This window comes from Bacillus sp. UNC438CL73TsuS30 (genome assembly GCF_000482325.1).
GTDB lineage: Bacteria > Bacillota > Bacilli > Bacillales > Cytobacillaceae > Neobacillus.
In genome coordinates, this window is record NZ_AXVA01000010.1 from 255,155 (window position 1) to 277,990 (window position 22,836).

Here is a 22,836-nt window from a genome sequence, read left to right on the forward strand (position 1 = left end):
GTGGAATGAACAATGAAAAAAGTACGGAAAGCTATTATACCAGCTGCAGGGCTTGGAACTAGATTCCTTCCAGCTACTAAGGCGATGCCTAAAGAAATGTTACCAATTGTAGATAAACCAACAATCCAATACATTGTTGAGGAAGCAATAGCATCAGGGATTGAAGACATTATTATTGTTACCGGTAAAGGGAAACGTGCAATTGAAGACCATTTTGATTTTGCGCCAGAACTAGAGCAAAATCTATTGGAAAAAGGAAAAATGGATTTACTTGATAAGGTTCAATATTCTACTAACCTCGCAGATATCCATTATATTCGGCAAAAAGAACCTAAAGGGCTTGGACATGCAGTTTGGTGTGCACGTAAATTTATTGGGGATGAACCATTTGCTGTACTTCTTGGTGATGACATCGTTCAAAGCCAAACTCCATGCTTAAAACAACTAATCAATATATATGAAGAAACTCGATCATCTGTAATTGGAGTTCAAACGGTACCAAATGAAGAAACGCACCGCTACGGAGTTATTGATCCATCAACTCAAGATGGTCGGCTTTATCAAGTCAATAACTTCGTCGAAAAACCAAAACTGGGTACTGCTCCTTCAAATTTAGCAATTATGGGACGCTATATTTTAACTCCTGAAATTTTTATGTTCTTGGAACAACAGGAAACGGGTACTGGTGGGGAGATTCAGTTGACGGATGCAATTCAGAAGTTGAATCAGATCCAGCGTGTTTTTGCTTATGATTTTGAAGGAAAAAGATATGATGTTGGGGAAAAGTTTGGGTTTGTAAAGACGACAATTGAGTTTGCTCTTCAGGATGAAGGATTGAGGCACGAGTTAATTGTTTATTTAGATCAAGTGATGAATGAAATAAAAGTAAAATAAAAGATAAATCAACTAGGCCTTTGTTAATTTTATTTATTTTGACTACATAGGCCTTTGATTCTTCAATTTGGTATGTTAGTAGTTAGTTGGATACCAAAATTAAGAATCCAATTAAGTACTAATAAACTAAAATACAGGGGAGTTTGATCTTATTATGAACTATAAAAATGTTAAAAGATTACTTGATATTTTATTATCAATAATTGGTTTGACGATTCTCTCTCCAATTTTGTTAATAGTAGCTATTGCTATTAAATTGGAGTCTAAAGGACCAGTTATTTTTAAACAAGAACGTCTGGGGTTAAATGGAAAAGTATTTAAAATATATAAGTTTCGTTCTATGTGCGTTGGCGCTGAGAAGGTTGGAGTTTATGAAATTAAGGGTGATACGAGGGTTACTAAAGTTGGGAAGTTCATTCGAAGGACTAGTATTGATGAATTTCCTCAGTTTGTAAACATTATTAAAGGTGATATGTCGATTATTGGACCTAGACCCACTTTAACATATCATCCGTGGTCAATAGAGGAATATACTGTAGTACAAAAAAAGAGATTTGATGTCAGACCAGGTGTTACTGGCTGGGCTCAGATTAACGGACGGAAAGATGTGCCTTGGAATAAAAGGATTGAATATGATGTTGAATATGTTGAGAACCTTTCATTTTCATTTGATATCGAGATATTTTTTAAAACCATTATTAAGGTCCTTGCAATGAAGGATAATATCAATATTGGTGAGACTGCTAAAAAGGGGCCGATAACAATTCAAGGTTCCGAACTTACAGGAACAAGAGAAGAAAGTAGGGAAAATTAAATGCCTTTGAAGTTGATGTATATTACAAATCAAGGAAAAGTTGCCAAGATAGCAGAAAGGAATGGTGTAGACTGGATTTTTATTGATTTAGAGATTAATGGTAAAGATGAAAGACAAGGGCATTTAGATACGGTCATATCCAGACACAGTTTAGAAGATGTAAAAAAAATTAAGCAAGTTATAACAAAATCTAAGCTGCTTGTACGAGTTAATCCAATTTATGAGGGCTCAAAAAATGAGATAGATAGAGTAATTAAAGATGGAGCAGATATTGTAATGCTTCCATTTTTTAAAACTAAGGATGAAGTTGAAGTTTTTGTTAGTTATGTAAACGATAGAGCTAAGGTTTGTCTTTTGTTAGAAACAGCTGAAGCAGTAGAAAATATTGACTCTATTCTAACAGTTCAGGGTATTGACTACATTCACATAGGATTAAATGATTTGCATCTAAGTTATAAAATGAAATTTATGTTTGAGCTTTTAGTAGATGGTACTGTAGAAACAATTTGTAAAAAAATTCAGACAACTGGGGTTCCTTACGGATTTGGTGGGATTTCACAGATTGGGCAAGGGACTATCCCTGCAGAAAATATTATTGCAGAACATTATCGTTTGGGATCTAGTATGGCCATTTTATCTAGAAGCTTTTGTAATACCAATAAAAACACTGATTTAGTCCAAGTAGAAGAGATTTTCAAAACTGGGGTAAATAATATAAGAGAGTATGAAAGTACTTTGCTGAAAAAACAACGAGGTTTCTTTGAAAAAAATCATGAAATTGTTGAGAAGAAAGTATATGATTTTGTGTATTCATTTTCGAAATAACTGAATCTAAGGGAGATAATTTATGAAACTATTACTTACCGGTGCTTTTCAATATAGTGATAAACAAATGAATAGGCTAAAGTCCCTTGGATATGAAATCGTATTTATTCAGGATGAAAGAGTTCCTTTACAGATAAATGTATCAGATATAAATGCTGTAGTTTGTAATAGTCTATTTTCCTTCAATGACATTATTCAATTTAAAAGCTTGAAATTTATCCAGCTTACTAGTGCTGGATTGGATAGGGTGCCACTCGACTATATTAATGAACATGAGATAAAACTTTTTAGTGCTAAGGGAGTTTACAGTATTCCAATGGCTGAGTGGGTGGTATTAAAAGTTTTAGAAATCTATAAAAAGAGTAAGCAGTTTTACGATGCACAACAAAGTCATAATTGGGGAAAACACCGGGATTTGTTAGAACTGACAGATAAGACTGCTGCTATTATTGGTTTTGGTAGTGTTGGATCTGAAATAGCGAAGAGGCTTAAGATATTCGGTGTTAATGTAATGGGAATTGGCAGACGAAAAATAAAGTCTCCATTAATAGATGAGTATTATAATATTGATGATTTAGATCAAGCCATTAAGAAATGCGATATCATTATACTTACGCTTCCGCTTACTGAGGAAACTTACCATTTAATTGATGCTAACATAATTGCTAAGATGAAAAAAAATAGCATTCTTATTAATGTTTCTCGTGGTGGTGTAATAAACGAGGATGAATTAATAAAAGTACTTAAAGAGGAGAAGTTTCTTGGTGTAGCCCTTGATGTATTTGAGGAGGAACCATTGCCAGTTGAAAGCCCTTTGTGGGATTTTAATAGAGTAATTGTTACACCTCATAATTCATTTGTTTCTGAGAAAACAAATGAACGACTATTTACAACATTAGAAAAAAATTTGCAAGAATTTATTAACTTGAATAATTAAAATGAATGGCAATTTGCAATTTACTTTTATTAAGGATGGATATAGTGATGAAGAATAAGATAGAAGATATCTTAGATAATAATTCACATTTACAAAAGCTATTGTTTAGACGAGGATATCTATTTACCTCTAAGAAAATGGAAAATATAAATGTTTTTCCATTTTATAACCATTGGTCAGAAAGTAAAATTAAAAATTATTACTTATATTTGCATAATGATCAAAAAAAGTTTATGGTAACTCGAAATAATAAAACATTTGTCTTAATTGGTCATGCTTATAATCCTTGGGATAATATTAGTAATGAGAGTCAAATACTTGAAGTGTGTGCAGATGCATTAGAGGTAGGTAAAATAAATTTTTTTAGTGAATTGAGTAAAATTTCTGGTGTATTTATTATTATTGTTTTGGAAAAAAATAAAATATTTGTTGTTCAAGATAGCACAGGTATCATGCCGCTTTTCTACTCGGAAAATAATAAAGATATATATTACTCATCTCATTCCCAACTTATTGCAGATATATGTGATTTTAATATGGACCATGAAATAGATAAGCTATTAAATTCAAAATTTTATCTAATAGGTATAAGGCACTTGCCAGGAATAAAATCACCGTTTAATCAAATTAAAGCATTAACAGCAAATACTTATTTAGAATCTCATCCATTTACAGTACAAAGATTCTTCCCATCAAGACAGTTCCAAGAGCCTTCAGAAAATCCATTAGAAATGATTTGCAATGTACTAAAAAATAGTATGATGTTGGTTTCTGAGAAATTCAATGCATCCATTTCGCTTACAGGCGGAACAGATAGTAAGATGACCTTAGCTGCTGCAAAAGATTATTATGGAAAATTTAATTATTTTAGTTTTTTCTCAACAGAGGCTGAAGAAAAAGATGCTAAGGCTGCTCATAAAATATGTGAACAACTGGGTCTTAATCACACTATTTATATGGTACCTAAAGAAAATGATGATATTGATAATTTTGAAATAATATCACAGATTATTAATCATAATGCGGGATATATTAAAAAGCATAAAAGTGCTGAGTTAAGAAAAATCATATTTTTATATCAACAAAATGAGATTGAAATGGAAGTTAAATCTCACATATCTGAAATAGGTAGAGCCTTTTATTATAAAAAACTTGGAAAAAAACTAATGCCAAGTCCTTTGACACCGAGACATATGAGTAACCTTTATAAAAGAAATATGTTTAACCGAGCCACTTTAAAGTATATGGATGATGCTTTTCAGGAGTTTATTGATGTTACAAATTTTGGTGAAGGTTTCAATGATAGATATGATGAATCTGATATGTTTTATTGGGAACATCGAATGAGTCAGTGGGCTTCGTTAGTTAAACAGGATTTTGACATCTCTAATAATACAACAATAATATACAATAATAGAAAGTTATTAGATCTTTTTATGGATTTCAAACTTGAAGATAGAATAGAAGATAATCCTCAAAAAGAAATTATAAAATCCTTAAATGAAAGTTTATTTGAATTAAATATCTCAAATGAAAATGCAATGAAAAATAAAAAGCGTATATTACTAGAAAAACTGTTTTTTGAAGTAAATTCAAGATTACTAAAGTGAAATAAGGGCATCGATACTAATAATTATTTAGATCAAATATATCTTAATTAAAGATAAATATGTTTCTATTTAATATCTATTTATCTTTGATTGGTATATTAAAAACACAAAGGCCAATTTTGAATAAATGCAATCATCTGAATATTGATTTTATAAATATGAAAATATACAGATTTAGGGGATTTTTTGTAATTGGTTTTATAAAGAAGGTGCTTATAAATGAAGAAAGTTTTATTAACTGCCACTGTTCAAAGTCATATTGCACAATTTCATTTACCTTTAATTCATATGCTTAAATTAAATGGGTATGAAGTACATGTTGCAGGGAGAAATAATTTAAAAGAGAAAAATGGTTTAAAAATAGAGGGTCCTGATAAAATATTTGACATCCCTTTTGAAAGGTCACCATTAAGTAAGAATAATATAAAAGCATATAAGCAACTGAAGAGAATTTTAATAAATAATAGTTATGATATTGTTCATTGTAATACTCCTATGGGTGGGGTTATTACTAGACTAGCAGCAAACGAATTTCGCAAAAAGGGTACTAAAGTTTACTATACTGCACATGGTTTTCATTTTTACAAAGGTTCCCCGTTAAAAAATTGGCTTGTGTACTATCCTATAGAAATGTTCTTAGCTCGTTATACAGACAAACTTATAACTATTACGAAAGAGGATTATGAATTAGCCAGTAAAAAATTTAAAACAAATATCTACCATGTTCATGGTGTTGGAGTAAATACATCAAAATATAATCCAGTTAATAAAGAAGAAAAAGATAATATCCGCATGAATCTAGGTTTTAAAAAAAATGAATTTATTATTATTTGTATAGGTGAGTTGAACAAGAATAAGAATCAGAAGGCTATTATCAACGCTATGCCTGAATTAATTAAGAGAATTCCAAATGTAAAATTATTACTTGCAGGGAATGGACCAAATGAAGCAGATTTAAAACACTTAGTATCTGATTTGAAAGTTATTGATAACGTAAAATTCTTAGGTTACAGAACTGACTTAAATAAATATATAAATTTGAGTGATTTGGTTGTTTCATTTAGCTATAGGGAGGGCTTGCCACTTAATATAATGGAAGCAATGATTTGTAAGAAACCTATAGTTGCTTCTAAAAATAGAGGGCATAAAGAATTGATTAATGATAAAGTCTCGGGTATTTTGGTAAATCCAAATAATCATAGGGATATTGAAAAAACGGTTTCTACATTATATCTCAATAAAGGTAAGCAAAGAAATCTTGCGGAGATGGCTTTTAATCTTGTTAAACCTTATACAATAGAAAATGTTTTGGAAGAAATTAAGGAAATTTATTTTTAATTAATAAGTATATTTTTGGGAATCAAGTTCCCAATTGTTAAATGATTGGAAATACTAATTGTTTCTTGTCAGTTTACGGTAATAAAATTTGGAAAAAGAAGGTGATTTGATGCCTCGCATATCAGTAATAATGGGGATTTATAATACTAATAAAGAGCCTATGGTAAAAGCTGCGGTTAATTCAATACTTAATCAGACTTTTAGCAACTTTGAATTCATTATTTGCGATGATGGCTCAACCGATGGCACTTTTGAATTAATAAAAAGGATTACAGAACATGATAATAGGGTTATTATTATTAGAAATGCCTTAAATAGTGGTCTTGCAAAAACTTTAAATAATTGTTTAGAAATAGCTAAAGGGGAATATATTGCAAGGATGGATGCCGATGACATATCCTTGCCAAATAGGCTTGAGAAACAGGTGGAATTTTTAGATAATAATGCGGAATATGACGTAGTTGGCTGTAATATTGTTTTGTTTAATGAAAATGGTGATTGGGGATATAGGAAAACAGTTGAGAGGCCAGAGAAAACTAACTTCCTTTTTGGCACTCCATTTAATCACCCTTCCGTAGTCATGAGAAGAAGTACTCTGATTGATTTAGGAGGCTACCGTGTAGATAAGGAAACCTTACGCTGTGAGGATTATGATCTATTTATGAGATTATATGCAATGGGGCGAAAGGGTTATAATATTCAAGAAAAATTATTTAAATTTCGAGAAAATCAATCTGCATATCAGCGAAGAAAATACAAGTATCGGTTAGACGAAGCAAAGGTTAGATATAAAGGTTTTAAAGAATTAGGTTTAATGCCAAAAGGAGCTTTATATACAATAAAGCCTCTAATAGTAGGCTTATTACCACAGACATTTTTGGCAAGACTTAGGAATGAGAGAATATAAGATTAATTATAATCATCTCTTTACCTAGGTTATTAATTCCATGAGAAAAACATTATTGCAGTTCCAAAAAGGAGAGAATTGAAGGAGCCATATATGCCGATATACTTTTTAACAGCTTTATCGTCGTTCTTATTTATTTTGACATCAAGATTTTTTCTTAAAAAGAATAGAATAATAAGTAAAATGCTTTCCTATTGCTCATTTATAATATTATGGGTTATTAGTGGTATTAGGTATGAAGTAGGGACAGATTTTTCTTTTTATTACACATATATTAATGTTGTTAAATCAATAGATATTAAAAATAATGAGTATGGAATGTGGCTATTAGGCTCATTTATAAATTCTTTTACTAATAATGGTCAAGTATTTATTCTAATTACATCATTAATAATAATATTTTTTTTATTTAAAACAATTGAAAAGAATTCCACTTATCCAGAAATTAGTATCTTATTACTTTTTGGTTTAGGTTTCTACTTTACTTCTTTAAACATTTTAAGGCAGTATATAGCCTTAAGTATTGTTTTTTATTCATTGAAGTACCTCTTTGACAAAAAATATTGGAGATATTCCTTTTTAATACTTTTAGCAACAATGTTTCATTATTCTGCTATTATTGCTTTTGGATTGATTATTGTTACCAAGATTCAAAAGCAGTCAATTGTGAACAGAATATTAACTATCTTGGCTTTTGTGTGTTTTCTAGCTTTTTATAATAAAATCTTATTGTTTTTGATCCCAAGTCAGTATTCAGGTTATGAGGATAGTGAATTTTTAAATAAGGGTGCTAATTTTATCTTCTTTATATTATATTTAGTCATTACTATTATACTCCATATTTTTAGAAAACAATTAGTTCAGTTAAATGAAAAAAACGAATATTATTTGTTTTTAATATTAATAGGAACTGGAATTTCTTTATTAGGCACGCAATCTTTAATAATACAGCGATTGGCAAGCTATTTTACAATTTCAGCAATTATTATTTTACCTGATTTAATTAAAATAGTTAAAGACAAGAATTTAAGAATTATTGCTTATTTAGGAATAGTAGGTATCTCTTTTGTTGGTATGTACTTATTTTTGAGTCGGAATCTTGGAGAAGTTTTACCATATAACACTTTTTTTAATAGTCTTAAAATAAATTACTAAATAAAAGTAATAGAATACGGGAAGGTAAATGTCGTTGTAATACAATTAGATGAAAAAATTAATCTCATCCATTAAGCTGTTTGTCTTTAGCTTATAGAAAAATTTAAAAAGGATTGGAAAATATGGTGATTGAATATAAAAATAGAGTATTACATGTTGTAAGTGAGATGCATCGTGGTGGTGCTGAAACAATGTTAATGAATATTTATCGTAATATAGATAGATCAAAAGTTCAATTTGACTTTATTTCACATAATAAAGAGAAGAGTGCTTACGATGATGAAATATTGTCCCTTGGAGGCCGAATATTCTATCTCCCAAGTTTAGGATCTTCTGGGCCGATTTCATATATAAAAAATCTAAGAAAAATTATTAAAGAAAAAGGACCTTATGTTGCTGTTCATGCACATACGGATTATCAAACTGGTTTTGTTGCATTGGCTTCTCGATTAGCCGGTGTAAAAAAAAGAATATGTCATTCACACAACACAGCTTGGAAGGCTAACCCAAACTTGATAGATAAGGTATTCCTAAGTTTTTACAAAACTTTAATTTTAACAAACACTACAGATTTCTGTGCATGTGGAAAAGAAGCAGCGAAATTTTTATTTAGAGATTGGAAAAAGGACAATCATGTTAATATAATTCAAAATGGAATTGATTTAGATGTTTTTATTAATCAAAATGGTGCAGAAAAAGACGAAATATACAAGAGTTTAAATATAGATAGAGGTACATTAATTATAGGGCATATAGGAAGATTTGTTGAACAAAAAAATCATGAATTTATCATAAAAATAGCTTTAACCTTAAAAGAAAAAAGTGGAAATTTCAAATTTTTATTAATTGGTGAAGGCCCATTACTACCTATGATAAAAGAAAAGATAATTGAACTGGGTCTAAGTGATTATGTTCTTTTTTTAGGTGTAAGATCAGATATACCTAATTTAATGAGTATTTTTGATGTATTTTTGATGCCTTCACATTTTGAGGGACTTCCAGTTTCAATGATTGAAGCTCAAGCAGTTGGAATTCCTTGTGTGGTTTCAGATGTAATAACAGATGAAGTAGACATGGGTATAGGGCTTATTAAAAAATATAGTCTAAAAAGTTCTTTAGATGAATGGGTAAGTGGAATCCAATATGCTGCATTAATCGAGAGACCATCAACCGAATTAAGATACAATTCTCTGACAAATAGAGGCTATAATGTGAAAGAAAACATAAATGTTATTCTTTCATTATATGGAATTTAATATCGTAAAATACAAACATTCAATATTAGTAAAAAAACAATTAATATATTGAAATGAGGAAAAGTATGAAACAAATAGTTATATTAGATACATCAATTGGAACATTAAATATAGGTGATGAAATTATTGTAGACTCAGTTAATAGAGAATTAAATAAGCTTTTTAAAGAAAGTACTATGTTTGTAAAGTTGCCTACCCATGAAAAAATTAGTAGATACGGAAAAAGAATAATAAATAATAGTAATTTTTCATTTGTGGCAGGAACTAATCTATTACAATCAAAAAGGAAAATAATAAGAACAAATCAATGGAATGTAAATCTTTTTGATGCATTAAATTTTTCAAATGTTATTTTAATGGGAGTTGGTTGGCAAAATTACCAGCAGAATCCTAATCTTTTATCGAAAATATTTTATAAAAATGCTTTAAGTAGGGATTATTTTCACTCAGTAAGGGATAATTATACAAAGCAGAAATTAAATTCTATTGGTGTTAACAATGTGTACAATACTGGGTGCCCAACGATGTGGGAACTAACTAAAGATCATTGCAAGATGATTCCACATAGGAAGGGAAAGAATGTAGTATTTACTTTGACTGACTATAGTGTGGATCCCGAAAATGATAAAAAATTAATAGAAATATTAAAAAGGAACTATGAGAAGGTATATTTTTGGATTCAAGGTTCTGGAGATTATAAATACGTTAAGACGTTATCTGAATCACTTCATTTTATTGACCCCACTTTAAAAAGTTTTGATGACTTACTTGAATCCGATGAAGAACTAGATTATATTGGAACACGATTACACGCTGGTATTAGGGCTATGCAGAAAAAAAGAAGAAGTATTATTATCGGTATAGATAATAGGGCTTTAGAAAAACAAAAAGATTTTAACATTAATGTGATAAACAGGGAAGAAATAATCAAATTAGAAACCTATTTAAATAGCGAAATATTTACTAATATTAACTTAGATATAAAAGCAATAGAAGCATGGAAAAGACAATTTAAAAATTAAGATTTTTATATTTAAAACAATTTTCTAATAATAAATGCTATTTAGTTGGGTTGTTGAGTAGAATGAATATTTATAAAAAATTAATAAGTAATTCTCTTATTTTTGCAGTGGGAAATTTAGGATCTAAGTTAATTGTTTTTTTATTAGTTCCATTGTACACATATTATTTAACAACCAGTGAATTTGGTTTAGTTGATTTAATGATCACTGCGACGGGCTTGCTAATACCAGCTTTTTCTTTGAGCATTTTTGATTCTGTATTAAGATTTGTAATGGATAAAAATTATGATAAACAGGCAATCTTAATAAATTCTTTTGTTGTTACATTTTTAGGTGTTGCAATATTAATAATGCTTTATCCTGTTTTATTGATTTTATTCCCATTTGATCAATATATTTCTTATTTTTATTTATTATTAATAGCACAAGCCATTTCTACGATACTTAATCAATTTATTAGAGCAAATGGTAAGGTTAAAGTTTTTGCCGCAAGTGGAATAATCAATGCTCTTCTTTTATTAATTCTTAATGTAACTTTCTTAGTAATCTTTCATAAAGGGATAACTGGTTATTTACTTTCCCTTATATTTTCTTATTTAGGAAGTAGTCTTTTTTCTTTTTTTGTCGGGAAAGTTTTTCTTGAAATTAATTTAAAAAAAATAAATTTTCAGTTAATGAAAGAAATGTTGCAATACAGTATTCCATTAATTCCTAATTCTTTAATGTGGTGGATTATGAGTTTATCAGATAGATATGTCATCACTTTTTTCTTAGGCCTAAGTGCAAATGGTCTTTATGCGCTCGCAAATAAGATACCAAATATTTTAAGTATAGTAAGTTCAATTTTTTTTCAAGCTTGGCAATTGTCAGCTATTGAAGAATCTAAATCAAAAGAAAAGTCTAGGTTTTATACAAATGTTTTTAATGCCTTTTCTATTACCATGTTATTATCAACTTCTTTAATATTGGCACATTTGAAGTTTATTATTGAACTTTTCGTGGCAGATAACTATTATGTTGCTTGGAAGTATGTACCTTTTTTGTTGTTAGGTGTAGTTTTTTCGAGTTTTTCTGGTTTCTTAGGTACGAATTATATTGCTGCAAAAAAAACGAGTGGTGTCTTTAAGACGTCTGTAATAGGAGCATTAATAAATATTTTGGCTAATATTATACTAATACCTAAAATTGGTATTAACGGTGCTGCAGTTGGAACAATGCTAAGTTTTGTAGCCATTTGGCTTTTAAGGATAAAGGATACAAAAGAGTTTGTAACAATAAAATTAAATATAATACGATTATCTTTATCCCTACTATTTATATTTTTCCAAATTGGATTATTATATAATAATTTAAAATTTGGATACTTATTTCAGATTTTGATATTAGTAATTATCATAATAATAAATTATAAAGATATAAAATTATTATTAATCAGAGTTATAGAATTTAGAGTAAAAAAAACACAATAATTATTATACTTTTTTTGAATAAATAAGGTACTTCACTTGAAATTCGTTGAAGATTAGGAAATATGTATAATCTTCTGTAAATAATAATTTCGGAAATCTCGGGGTCAGACCCCCACTCAGCTAAAGTTTAAAGCGCTAAAGTGTGGTTGATAAAAAGGATTGGAAAAAGAGATTAACCTGCTGATAGGGCGGATGCGAATTTTGTCGAAGATTGATAGGTTATTGTATTTGTAGAAAATGTTAGAATGGAGTTGCAACTGAATATTGTGAGGGTGGCTGGTTGTTGATCTTCTTTTCCTTTTAAAGGAAAGGAGGTGATCGATCTGGAACATATTCTTGAAATCTTACGAGAAATTCTAAAAGGGATATTGCGTGAAACTAGCGCTTATTTCTATCGGAAAAACTTCCTAGAAAACAAGAAAACCACCCTGCGCCGTCGCAAGCATAAGGGTGGTTCTCACAAATAATCTGCTTTGACAACCACCACCCTGACGGTAGCAGTTGCAAGGAGAAGTGTTAGCTGCACTTCTCTTTTTTATTATATATCCATTATAAACAAAAAAATTCCTTTATAAAAGTAAAAACGAGTTTTTAGTTTAGCATCCAATTCCCAGCTACAACAATAGTTCATTTAAAAATTTTTTCGAAATAAGAAGGATTATAGGACTTGTTGTTGAATATTGTAATTGATAATTTAATATAAAAGGAGGTCGCCGGCTAGTGTCCAGACAACATCGTATTTGGTTTCCTGGAGCAAAGTATCATATTACAAATCGCGGCAATCGAAGGTCATCGATCTTTTACGATGAACAAGACCATCTTGCATATTTAGATTTACTTAAAGAAGTTCGCAGTGTTTTTCCCTTTCATCTTCACGCCTATTGCCTCATGACAAACCACATCCATCTCCTGATTGAAACCATCCATCATCATCCCAAATATATTATGAAAATGCTTAATTCCCGTTATGCGATGTACTTTAATAAAAGGCATCATCTTGTTGGCCACCTTTTTCAAGGCCGATATGGAGCGGAACTTATTGATACCGCTGAATACCTTTTAGATGTTAGTAGATATATTCATTTAAATCCCGTTGGAGCCAACATGGTTAAATCCCCTGAACATTATCCCTGGAGCAGTTATTCCGCATATATATCAAACTCTCACAATCTAGAAATCGTTACAACGAAAGAAATATTGTCATTCTTCCCAGAGCCACAAAAGGACCAATATCGTAAATTTGTTGAGGGGAAAATTACGGTACCCTCTAATTTATCGGTTGACATTCAATAGAGATAAAGATAGTAGGAGGTTTTTGTATTGACAGTCATGATATCCAGTATTGGTTTAAAAGGTTTAGAAGGCTATCGTGTACAGGTGGAGGTAAGGATCAAATCTGGAACGGAATCTGTGATCATCATAGGGCTGCCGGATGCAACAGTGAAGGAATCAAGGGAACGTGTTTTAGCTGCTCTCAGCTATTTTGGCGCAGATGTTACGGATCAGAAGGTGGTCATTAATTTATCACCGGCTGAGCAAAAGAAAAACGGACCGCTTTTTGATCTTGCTATGGCCATTGCTGCATTAAAGGAGCTCGATTTTATTAAGAGTAAAATTCCGGCGGAAACCGCGTTTCTTGGTGCTTTATCTTTGGATGGAACAGTTGTAAGTGCTGATGGGATGCTGCCGGCTCTGATATCGGCCAAAGCACTTGGGATGAAGAAGGTTTATCTGCCATATGATCCTGCCATCCCGATTCAGATGCTGCAAGGGCTGGAATGTATTGTGGTCCAGCATATTGAAGAAGTCGTCCAGCATCTTGAAGGCCAAGAAATGATGACATTGCCCCCAAAATCTACTCAGGAAGAACGAACACCACTTTTTGCTGACCGTCCACAAAAAGACTTTTTCCACGTGATTGGCCATGAGCAGGCAAAGCGGGCGTTAGAAATAGCAGCCGCAGGAGAACATAATGTCCTGATGAGCGGTCCGCCAGGCTGCGGGAAAAGCCTCCTTGCTGAAACATTTCCATCCATCTTGCCTTCCCTAACTAACGAAGCCCAATTAGAAGTGATTAGTCTTTATCAGCTAGCTGGAGAAAAACGACAACTTCATCAGCAGGTACCATTTCGGCATCCACATCACTCCGCTTCCTCAGTCGCCATTATTGGCGGCGGGTCATTCCCCCGGCCAGGGGAAATCTCACTTGCCCATCGAGGTGTACTGTTCCTCGACGAAATAGCGGAGTTTACCAAAAAAACACTTGATATGCTGCGGCAGCCGCTTGAAACAGGAACTGTAACCATTAGCAGGGCGCATTCGACCGTTACATATCCTTCATCCTTTATTCTAATTGGTGCAATGAATCCATGCCCATGTGGGTATCTTGGCTCAAACAGCCAATATTGTACCTGCTCCCAAAAGCAAATTCAATCCTACCGCAATCGATTATCTGGACCAGTATATGATCGATTAGATATTCTTCTATCTCTACAATCAGTTAATTTAGACCAGCCATCAATAAACCAAGAGCATTCATTTGATATCCAAAAAAGGGTAGAAAGGGCTCGAGAAATTCAATTTCAACGCTATCATACGGAAATAACGAATGCGAAAGTACCGTTTGAGGTACTCTCCCAAACTAGCCCGCTCGCAAGCGATCAACAAAAAATGCTTACAAACGTTGCTTTGAAGCAGAATTGGAGCAACCGGGTTCAAATAAAAATTATTCGGTTGGCGAGGACAATTTCCGATTTAGCAGGGGATGAGGAAATTACCGATACGGCTATTTGGGAAGCGATGACGCTAAGACGGTGGGGACTGCATAAGCAGCAGAGTATGGCGAGGGAGACTTAAGTAATAGTTGAAATTCAGGGACCAATACATGCCAAAAAACCGATAAGTATGAATTTCTGGTCAGACAGACCCCCACTCAGCAGGCTTCTTCCCCTTATACATAAGTTCATAATCTTTTAAAAGGACCATGGGGCGGTTTTGGCAAAAGTATGAGTATAATCCTTAAATCACAAGAAGTTGGGTAATAAATACAAGGAGAGGCCATCTTTAAACTTGAATTCATACTCAACGTAAATAAAGTGAAATCCCTCATTCATAATCTTACTTAGATATTTGTCCTTTTCTCGATAAAGGCAATTGGGTTTTATTATTGGTGTCGAGGACAACGCCCATTCCATTCTACTACCATTTGAGTAGGTATTTTAGCAATACAACCATTCACGCTACACTTTTGGTATATGCTGTCTGTACCTTTCGAAATTATTTCCTGTTGATATTTATTCGATTTATTCTCATCAATATATTGCTTTAGTAAAAGAGGTGCATTAGGAAGGACTCGTACGCTTATTTCCCGCTTAATGCTTCGATAAAAAGGATTAATCTCTAAGAGTCCCTTGGAACATAATTTTTGAATGGACTCGATACTGCCTTGAAAGACATAAAACCCATCTTTGTTTGTTCCTTTTATCATTGTCAACAACAAATTCATTTCATCAGTAGTTAGGGTTTTCATCAATCTTTCATACATCATTTGCTCTTCGGGTATCTCTAGCTTTTTCCTTTCAAGGTGTTGTTCTGTTTTGTAAGGCTCTACTTCATTTTTCTTAACAGGTAGTGGGTTTAATTCCCTTATTCTCGATTCAGCTCGGAGGCGTTCCTGGAACCAATAAAAAAAAGGGTTTCTCTCCATCATTTGAAATTTTTCTTTCTGCCGAATTTCAGCGGAGCTTATCTTAGGAATTTCTACTCTTTTATTCGTAAAAAGATTCTTTTCTCTTTCGCCAATATAAAAAGGCGAGTTTTTTCTATTTATAATTTTGTCCTTTTCTTGATCAACGAGTTCTTTTCTTTTTTGATCAAGAGATAACGCTTTGTCTAACATTGTAATTGTTTGAGAAATTTCACGCATACAGGTGTTTATATCGGTTCGGAGCTGGTAACGGTTAAAACGTAATACATCTTGATAGCCATGGGTTACCGTCCATAGATCTCGAAGCGAATCTTTATACCATTGTTCTTGTTGGTAATGATGCGGGCCGTCACATTCAACCAACACTCGGCAATATACCCCGTAAACAACAAAATCAAACTCAAAATGTTTTTGTTCTTTTCTTATATACACCTGTTCATCAAAGAAAAAGCCGTTTTCTAAAAGAGCTTCCCTCATAATGATTTCTAATTCAGTTGCTCGATTTCCCATATATCACCTCTAAACTTTAGTTCAGTTTTAATTTAATAGCACTCGATGCTATTTTAATTATAATACCTTTTTCCGTCTTTTGGATAAATATTCAATTTAATTGAAGTGATAAATACTTATTTAGCCTCTTTTACATAATTGTGTTGTTTTTTACCAAAAAAAAGCTTGTAGACTAGTCGGACTAGACCCACCAATAGGCTAAAGCTTAAAGCGCTAAAGTGTAAATTAAGAGGACTTAAGCTCAAAAATTTTCCCACCTATTAATTGAACCTTGTACATGAGATAATCTTCTCTAAATTAAATGTTGAAGGGGTTTTTATTGGATTATTTAAATTGACTAATGAATGGGAACAACGAATTACTGAATTTACTCGTTTTGACTTAACATGTCAGGAGTAAGATTCAGTGGCGGTATTTTCGGATATATTATTTCGTTTCATTATGAAAACTTGCTTGCAGACGGTGCCAAATCCTGAAGACCAATGTAAGGTTATTTGTATTTAGATAAAAACACCTTCTTGATTTGGAATCGAATTTTCCTAAATATTATCGCTTTTAGGAAGGTTCCTATTATGGAAAAAATGGCTGTTAGGAACCATTCAGATAATAGAAAGATATTTTCCAAACTCTATTTCTTTTATTCTATTAAAAAAATTGACTTCATTAAATTCCCGTGTAATAATACGTATTATTAACATCAAAATTGAATAAAATGAGGAGTGAAGACTTTTGAAATCCTGTTCTTCCAGAATAGCCCATAGCTTGCTAAAAGCTGAAGGCTGGAATTTGGTTCACACTGTAGGGAGTCATCGTCAATACAAACATCCGCAAAAGCCCGGACGGGTTACGGTTCCTCATCCTGTGAAGGATTTGCCGATGAAGACAGTAAAAAGTATTGAAAAACAAGCAGGGATTAATTTCTAATCCCTGCACTCCCTTAGTAAAACCAGTCTGGAAGAAGTAAAAAATAAATACATCTTAGCTTTAAATTAAGAAATCTAAAGAAAGGAGAGAAAAAATTTATGGCTCGATCAAAAGGCGACATTAACAACAGACAGCAAGATGGGGATCTTAAACGTTCGTACTCTTTTCCTGCAATATTTGAGTATGACGAGGATGGAATTTCTGTTTCGTTTCCTGATTTACCAGGTGCATTTACTTGTGGTGAAGATGAAGATGAAGCATTTAGAAATGCTAAAGAGGCATTAGGTCTACATCTTTTTGGAATGGAAGAGGACAGAGATATTATTCCTATACCTACAAAATTAAAGCAATTATCCTTAGAATCTAATCAAGCTGCGGCTATAGTCAACGTGTTTATGCCTTTGATTCGTGATCGCGTAAAAAGAGCTACTGTAAAAAAGACACTTACAATACCAAAATGGCTTAATGATGTAGCGGAAGAACATAAAATTAATTTCTCAAATGTTCTTCAAGAAGCATTAAAAGAAAGGCTTGGAATAAAAGAAGGACAAAAAGAAAATCATTTGTATTAGGAATAGCTTAATTTACGCTTGATAGTGGGAAATATAGGGTTTGTTCGGGTTGTTTTTTAAAAGATTGCAAAAAATAAGATGTTAATTGGATTTCAATAGCTTAGTCACTACATTTTGTATATAAGAAGATAAAAATAAAGATAATTAAACAAATATTGATTTATAATTTTAATTTTTAATACCTATTAGGTATGTTAGATTTAGTGTTATTTGATAAATAAAAAGAGGTTTAGATAACACAAGGATTTTGGGATATATTTATATTGGTATAAAGGATCAACCTTAAGTTTATTTTGACTTTCGGTTGATCCTTTTTTAATAAAAATTTTTATTTGAATATTAAATTCAAATAGTTGACACGTATAATAACACGTATTATAATCCGGAGTATAACACGTGTTATTATACGTGCGAAAGTCATTGCAAAAACACGTGGGGAAGGGGAATTACATGTCATATTTTAAAAGCCAGAAAAAAGAACATTTTGCAAAATTTAAGGCCTCTTATACGTTTCCAGTAGTCTTTGATTACAATGATGATGGAATATCAGTTTCATTCCCGGATCTTCCTGGCGTTTTTACTTATGGCCATAATGAAGAACAAGCATTTAAAAACGCCAAAGAGGCAGTAGGGCTACATATATTTGGAATTGAACGAGACTTTGAGAAAGTGCCTTTACCTTCAAAGATTACTCAAATTAATTTGGAACCAAATCAAGTAGTTACCATAGTAAATGTTTATATGCCACTAATCCGGAACAGGGTACAAACTCTTTTTTATTAAATTCATATTTGATCAAATTAACCATGGTGCAGGGTGTATAAAAAGTTCACAAAATATTGCTTTGATAAAATTTAGATTCTGGGGTAATTTTCCTTAGAAGGCTACATAATTTTTATTTGTACAAATTTGAAAATGCTGATAGGTAGGAAAAATTAGAGTACTAAAAATTAATATTATAGTTGAGTTTGGTTTGTAATTTATGAAAATAGTAAATGATGTAATCTAAAACTTAAAAAGGGGAGTATAACAATATGGGAAGAAAAATCTTTGTTTCATATAAATATTCCGATAGCGGCGTCTACCAGTTAAATAATAATTTAGGTACAACAGCAAGGGATTACGTTGATGAACTACAAGGTAAACTAGATGAAGAAGATCATATAAATAAAGGAGAAGCGGATGGTGAAGACCTCAGTGATTTTAAAGACGAAACAATAGAATCTAAACTTAGGGATAAGATATTTGATAGTAGCATTACTATTGTTCTTATTTCTAAAAATATGAAAGAAACCATTGTAGAGGAAAATCAATGGATACCATGGGAGATATCCTATTCCCTAAAAGAAACCACAAGAAACGGTAGAACTAGTCATACTAATTCAGTCTTGGCAGTTGTTATACCAGATGAAAATAACAGTTACGAGTACTTTATAGTTGAAAATTCTTGTCCATATTGTAACTGTAGAACTTTAAAAATAAATACCTTATTCAAAATTTTAAAAGAAAATATGTTTAATATAAAATCACCAACATATAATAACTGTCAAAATCATAGCGAAGGAAATAAAGTGTATATTGGGGAATCCTCTTATATAAAAGCAGTCAAATGGGACGATTTTATAAATGATATTGATAAGTATATTGACATATCACTAGAAATAAATGCGAATGTAGAAGGTTATAATCTGACTAAAACTATTTAAATTAATAACCATCTGATAATTCAATAAATATTTTATTATTAAGGAGTGTCAAACTATATGAATTCAGCAAAAATAAAAGAATTTGTAAGAACATATGTAAGAGCATTAATTGAATCTAATGCAGCAATTTTTGCAGGAGCTGGATTATCACAACCTGCCGGTTATGTGAATTGGAAAGAATTAATGAGAGAGGTTGCTGAGGATCTTGGTCTTAATATCGATAAAGAATCGGACTTAATAGCGTTAGCCCAATATCATGTTAATGAGTTTGAAGGGCGAGGGAAAATCAACCAAATTCTCGTTGATGAATTTACTAAGAATGTAAGGGTGTCAGATAATCATCAAATATTAGCTCGACTTCCTATTAAAACATATTGGACTACTAACTATGACAAGCTAATTGAAACAAATCTAGACGCAAATAATAAAAAGGTTGATACAAAAATAGTACCTGAAAATTTAAGCCATACAATGCATGATACGGATGCAATTGTATATAAAATGCATGGAGATAGTACCTTATCTCATGAAGCTGTTCTAACTAAAGATGATTACGAGGGATACGATCTAAAACGAAAATTATTTAGCACTGCACTCCAAGGGGATTTAGTATCTAAAACATTTTTATTTATTGGTTTCAGTTTCGACGATCCTAATTTATCTTATATTCTTAGTAGAATAAGAATACTATTGGGGGAAAACTCAAGAAATCATTACTGTTTTATGAAAAAGGTAGATCGGAATGATTACAATACAGATGATGAGTTTCGATATGCTGGAATCAAGCAAGAGCTAAGAATAAAGGATTTAAAACGTTACAGAATTAATGTGCTTTTGGTAGATGAATATGAAGATATTACAGCAATACTTCAACATATTGAAAACATTGTTAGAAGAAGGAATGTTTTCATTTCAGGAAGTGCAACCGATTTTGGAGAATGGGGAGAAACAAAATCTTTTGAATTTAGCACAAACCTCAGTAAGGCAATTATTAAAAATAAAAATAATATCGTTTCAGGGTTTGGACTTGGTATTGGAAGTTGTATTATAGCGGGAGCCTTAGAAGAGCTTTATGAAAATAAAGAGAAGAAAGTGGAAGATAGATTAAAATCTAGGCCCTTTCCCCAAAATACAGCAGGGGACATTCCACTAAGAGATTTATGGACTAAATATCGTAAAGAAATGCTCTCTAACGTAGGTATTTCAATCTTTTTATTCGGAAATAAAAAAGATCCAGAGACAGGAAAAATAGTAGCAGCAAATGGAATGGAAGAAGAATTTCGAATTTCAGTAGAAAACGGAACTATACCAATTCCTGTAGGTGGAACAGGGTTTACCGCCTTTAATTTATGGGAAATAGTGATGGATGATTTTGAAAGGTATGTAGGAATAGATTCATTAAAGACTTTATATTTAGAATTAGGGGATACGACAAAATCAGAACAAGAATTAATTGATACTGTTGTAAAAATAATTAATGAACTAACCAAGCATTAAGTATTAAGTCATAGAATAAAAAATAGATAATATCCCTGTGCATGTTAAACTCTGCTAACTTCAATCTTACTAATTTAATTTAAAAAAGGACCAACATTGGTCCTTTTTCTAATCGAAACCATTTTTTTACTTAAAAAACAGCCCAGCTTTTTGTTAAATGACTATGCTTTACTAGCTTTTTCTTTTGGTACATTATCCTGACAATAAGGGCAATTTAAATCAACAAGTTCAGTCTCTTCATGAAATCTTGGGGTCAGACCCCCACTCAGCTAAAGTTTAAAGCGCTAAAGTGAAAATGGGAATAATAGTATAATAAACAGTTATTTATTTTCTTGATGAAAAACGGATGCCTTAGTTGATAGAATTATAGTACTCAATCATTTTATTAATCTTTTGAAGCTCTTCGCGACTATTACAGGATGTAACCAATCCTCTAATTTTCTCTAGCAGAATAATCTAATTTTCATACTTGAATTTTTTCTCTCTGCTTATTGTTGCACTCGTTTTTTTATCTAGGTTTGTAATTATTAGCCGTAATAATCTATTTTTTGTTTCTAATAAATTACTTATTTGATTTTGTAATTCTTTTTTATCCTTATCTTGAAGAAATAAAACTTTATTCATCTCTAATAATTGCCCTTTCAAAAGTTTGATAATATTTATTTCGACAAAATGGTATATATTCCCCTACATTTTTTACGATGTTTAATAAAACCTGTATCAAGGGGATTTTGGGTCAGCCCCCAATCAAACAACGCATATAAACACGCAGAGCCTCCTGGTACCATGAATGTATCAATTTAAGGAGGTGCTTTCATATGCTGCAAAAAAAAATTATATACTTCAATCTTATGTTCTGTTTACTCTTATTTGTGGAGAACTGTTAATTTTAGTTCTTTTACATATGACACGGAAAATTTCTATATGCCAATCTATTACTATGATAGAATATGGACAACAAAACAAAGAAAAGAAGGGATTCCTAATGGACTTGATTGTTGGGATATTGATCTTTCTATTTATATTTATTGTAATTAAATTTTCTAGGAAGTCAGAGGAAAAAAGATGGGAAGTGGAGAGAAATGAAATTAGACTAAAGGAATTAGAAGCATTAACAAAAAGACAAGAAGCCTTATTAACTGGCTTATGTCCTCAATGTCATAAGGAAAAAGCAGAGTCACTCGTTTGTTCAAATTGTGGTTTTAAGTTTATAGATGGTCATAATTGCAATATTTGTGGAGAATTTTTTCCGACTGAACGGTTACAATACTTCAGAAATATGGATTTGAACTGGATATACGAATGTGCATCATGTTTCAAAAAAACCAAAGGGAGATATTAGCAATCATTTATTTTCCAAAAAATTTGGGGTCAGCGTATAATGGCAATTAAGTCAAGAGTAAATATTTTATAAAAAAGGCCAAACTTAAGTAGAACCCCAATATCCATTTTTTTGAAGATTCAACCATCACAGAACTATATAACAGGGCTCCTCTAGAACGTGAAAGGATCTCGTGTTTTCATCCTACAGTGATACCACCTAGCAAATATAAACTTTGAATTTCACGTATTATCCGTATTTGCAGGACAAGATCCATAACGCTGACCCACGAGGTCTAAAGCCTCAGACACCCAATACAATGTGATCTAACGCCCTAGAGGAGCCCCATTTTCATTAAAAATAAATACTTAAT

The 22,836-nt window shown here is 31.6% G+C and carries 20 protein-coding genes; 19 read left to right on the plus strand and 1 reads right to left on the minus strand.

All coding sequences use genetic code 11. The features are described 5' to 3' along the window. Positions 1 to 12 precede the first annotated feature (12 nt). The 13 genes from galU (at position 13) to M028_RS0104425 (ending at position 15,083) form a co-directional block, all read left to right on the plus strand. On the plus strand, positions 13 to 894 hold the full coding sequence (galU, locus tag M028_RS0104365; protein WP_026572823.1) for a UTP--glucose-1-phosphate uridylyltransferase GalU: 882 nt from the start codon (positions 13 to 15) through the stop codon (positions 892 to 894). A gap of 154 nt (positions 895 to 1,048) precedes the next feature. After that, complete coding sequence (locus M028_RS29395; RefSeq protein WP_081810645.1) at positions 1,049 to 1,708, plus strand: sugar transferase; 660 nt, start codon at positions 1,049 to 1,051, stop codon at positions 1,706 to 1,708. Further along, entirely contained in the window at positions 1,709 to 2,533 is an 825-nt protein-coding gene (locus tag M028_RS0104375) for an aldolase/citrate lyase family protein (RefSeq protein ID WP_026572824.1), read from the plus strand. It abuts the gene before it with no gap. Between the two features lie 22 nt (positions 2,534 to 2,555). Then, positions 2,556 to 3,470, plus strand: coding sequence for an NAD(P)-dependent oxidoreductase (locus M028_RS0104380; RefSeq protein ID WP_026572825.1), 915 nt, complete (start codon positions 2,556 to 2,558; stop codon positions 3,468 to 3,470). Positions 3,471 to 3,517: 47 nt separating this feature from the next. After that, complete coding sequence (locus M028_RS0104385; RefSeq protein WP_026572826.1) at positions 3,518 to 5,080, plus strand: asparagine synthase-related protein; 1,563 nt, start codon at positions 3,518 to 3,520, stop codon at positions 5,078 to 5,080. Positions 5,081 to 5,299: 219 nt separating this feature from the next. After that, complete coding sequence (locus M028_RS29400) at positions 5,300 to 6,418, plus strand: glycosyltransferase family 4 protein (RefSeq protein ID WP_035423721.1); 1,119 nt, start codon at positions 5,300 to 5,302, stop codon at positions 6,416 to 6,418. Between the two features lie 109 nt (positions 6,419 to 6,527). Next, positions 6,528 to 7,325 (plus strand): glycosyltransferase family 2 protein, encoded by a 798-nt coding sequence (locus M028_RS0104395; protein WP_026572827.1) that lies wholly within the window; start codon positions 6,528 to 6,530, stop codon positions 7,323 to 7,325. 93 nt (positions 7,326 to 7,418) lie between these two features. Beyond that, the gene (locus M028_RS0104400; RefSeq protein WP_026572828.1) at positions 7,419 to 8,480 is read left to right on the plus strand and encodes an EpsG family protein; all 1,062 of its coding nucleotides are present in this window, start codon (positions 7,419 to 7,421) and stop codon (positions 8,478 to 8,480) included. Between the two features lie 122 nt (positions 8,481 to 8,602). Continuing rightward, positions 8,603 to 9,736 carry a glycosyltransferase family 1 protein gene (locus M028_RS0104405; protein WP_035423724.1) on the plus strand — a complete coding sequence of 378 codons (1,134 nt, stop codon included), beginning with the start codon at positions 8,603 to 8,605 and terminating at the stop codon, positions 9,734 to 9,736. A gap of 65 nt (positions 9,737 to 9,801) precedes the next feature. Further along, the gene (locus M028_RS0104410; protein ID WP_026572830.1) at positions 9,802 to 10,758 is read left to right on the plus strand and encodes a polysaccharide pyruvyl transferase family protein; all 957 of its coding nucleotides are present in this window, start codon (positions 9,802 to 9,804) and stop codon (positions 10,756 to 10,758) included. A 62-nt stretch (positions 10,759 to 10,820) separates the two neighbouring features. Beyond that, positions 10,821 to 12,227, plus strand: a complete 1,407-nt coding sequence (locus M028_RS0104415; protein ID WP_026572831.1) for a lipopolysaccharide biosynthesis protein — start codon at positions 10,821 to 10,823, stop codon at positions 12,225 to 12,227. A 720-nt stretch (positions 12,228 to 12,947) separates the two neighbouring features. Then, positions 12,948 to 13,520, plus strand: a complete 573-nt coding sequence (locus M028_RS0104420) for a transposase (protein WP_026572832.1) — start codon at positions 12,948 to 12,950, stop codon at positions 13,518 to 13,520. Positions 13,521 to 13,547: 27 nt separating this feature from the next. Then, positions 13,548 to 15,083: a YifB family Mg chelatase-like AAA ATPase gene (locus M028_RS0104425; RefSeq protein ID WP_026572833.1), complete on the plus strand. Its 1,536-nt coding sequence runs from the start codon at positions 13,548 to 13,550 to the stop codon at positions 15,081 to 15,083. Positions 15,084 to 15,390: 307 nt separating this feature from the next. Here the strand turns inward: M028_RS0104425 and M028_RS0104430 are convergent, their stop codons facing one another. After that, entirely contained in the window at positions 15,391 to 16,443 is a 1,053-nt protein-coding gene (locus tag M028_RS0104430) for an endonuclease domain-containing protein (protein WP_026572834.1), read from the minus strand. A 729-nt stretch (positions 16,444 to 17,172) separates the two neighbouring features. On the opposite strand from M028_RS0104430, the gene M028_RS0104435 reads away from it, so the two are divergent. The 6 genes from M028_RS0104435 to M028_RS0104465 all read left to right on the plus strand — a co-directional run bounded on the left by M028_RS0104435 (position 17,173) and on the right by M028_RS0104465 (position 22,484). After that, a complete protein-coding gene (locus M028_RS0104435; RefSeq protein WP_026572835.1) occupies positions 17,173 to 17,367 on the plus strand; it encodes a type II toxin-antitoxin system HicA family toxin in 195 nt (64 codons plus the stop codon). A gap of 98 nt (positions 17,368 to 17,465) precedes the next feature. Continuing rightward, positions 17,466 to 17,939, plus strand: a complete 474-nt coding sequence (locus M028_RS0104440; protein ID WP_051590925.1) for a type II toxin-antitoxin system HicB family antitoxin — start codon at positions 17,466 to 17,468, stop codon at positions 17,937 to 17,939. A 450-nt stretch (positions 17,940 to 18,389) separates the two neighbouring features. Then, the gene (locus tag M028_RS29405; RefSeq protein WP_051590926.1) at positions 18,390 to 18,722 is read left to right on the plus strand and encodes a type II toxin-antitoxin system HicB family antitoxin; all 333 of its coding nucleotides are present in this window, start codon (positions 18,390 to 18,392) and stop codon (positions 18,720 to 18,722) included. A 251-nt stretch (positions 18,723 to 18,973) separates the two neighbouring features. Next, positions 18,974 to 19,645, plus strand: coding sequence for a TIR domain-containing protein (locus M028_RS0104450; RefSeq protein ID WP_026572837.1), 672 nt, complete (start codon positions 18,974 to 18,976; stop codon positions 19,643 to 19,645). 57 nt (positions 19,646 to 19,702) lie between these two features. Then, positions 19,703 to 21,142, plus strand: coding sequence for an SIR2 family protein (locus tag M028_RS0104455; protein WP_026572838.1), 1,440 nt, complete (start codon positions 19,703 to 19,705; stop codon positions 21,140 to 21,142). Positions 21,143 to 22,127: 985 nt separating this feature from the next. Beyond that, entirely contained in the window at positions 22,128 to 22,484 is a 357-nt protein-coding gene (locus M028_RS0104465; RefSeq protein ID WP_197031374.1) for a hypothetical protein, read from the plus strand. The last annotated feature ends 352 nt before the right edge of the window (positions 22,485 to 22,836 follow it).

Bases quoted from the DNA above. Each gene is read 5' to 3' on its own strand.
- M028_RS0104400 (WP_026572828.1), top strand. From the start codon at position 7,419: ATGCCGATATACTTTTTAACAGCTTTATCGTCGTTCTTATTTATTTTG.
- galU (WP_026572823.1), top strand. From the start codon at position 13: ATGAAAAAAGTACGGAAAGCTATTATACCAGCTGCAGGGCTTGGAACT.
- M028_RS0104440 (WP_051590925.1), top strand. From the start codon at position 17,466: ATGGCTCGATCAAAAGGCGACATTAACAACAGACAGCAAGATGGGGAT.
- M028_RS0104405 (WP_035423724.1), top strand. From the start codon at position 8,603: ATGGTGATTGAATATAAAAATAGAGTATTACATGTTGTAAGTGAGATG.
- M028_RS0104465 (WP_197031374.1), top strand. From the start codon at position 22,128: ATGGACTTGATTGTTGGGATATTGATCTTTCTATTTATATTTATTGTA.
- M028_RS0104410 (WP_026572830.1), top strand. From the start codon at position 9,802: ATGAAACAAATAGTTATATTAGATACATCAATTGGAACATTAAATATA.
- M028_RS0104375 (WP_026572824.1), top strand. From the start codon at position 1,709: ATGCCTTTGAAGTTGATGTATATTACAAATCAAGGAAAAGTTGCCAAG.
- M028_RS29400 (WP_035423721.1), top strand. From the start codon at position 5,300: ATGAAGAAAGTTTTATTAACTGCCACTGTTCAAAGTCATATTGCACAA.
- M028_RS29405 (WP_051590926.1), top strand. From the start codon at position 18,390: ATGTCATATTTTAAAAGCCAGAAAAAAGAACATTTTGCAAAATTTAAG.
- M028_RS0104380 (WP_026572825.1), top strand. From the start codon at position 2,556: ATGAAACTATTACTTACCGGTGCTTTTCAATATAGTGATAAACAAATG.
- M028_RS0104395 (WP_026572827.1), top strand. From the start codon at position 6,528: ATGCCTCGCATATCAGTAATAATGGGGATTTATAATACTAATAAAGAG.
- M028_RS0104450 (WP_026572837.1), top strand. From the start codon at position 18,974: ATGGGAAGAAAAATCTTTGTTTCATATAAATATTCCGATAGCGGCGTC.
- M028_RS29395 (WP_081810645.1), top strand. From the start codon at position 1,049: ATGAACTATAAAAATGTTAAAAGATTACTTGATATTTTATTATCAATA.
- M028_RS0104385 (WP_026572826.1), top strand. From the start codon at position 3,518: ATGAAGAATAAGATAGAAGATATCTTAGATAATAATTCACATTTACAA.
- M028_RS0104430 (WP_026572834.1), bottom strand. From the start codon at position 16,443: ATGGGAAATCGAGCAACTGAATTAGAAATCATTATGAGGGAAGCTCTT.
- M028_RS0104415 (WP_026572831.1), top strand. From the start codon at position 10,821: ATGAATATTTATAAAAAATTAATAAGTAATTCTCTTATTTTTGCAGTG.
- M028_RS0104455 (WP_026572838.1), top strand. From the start codon at position 19,703: ATGAATTCAGCAAAAATAAAAGAATTTGTAAGAACATATGTAAGAGCA.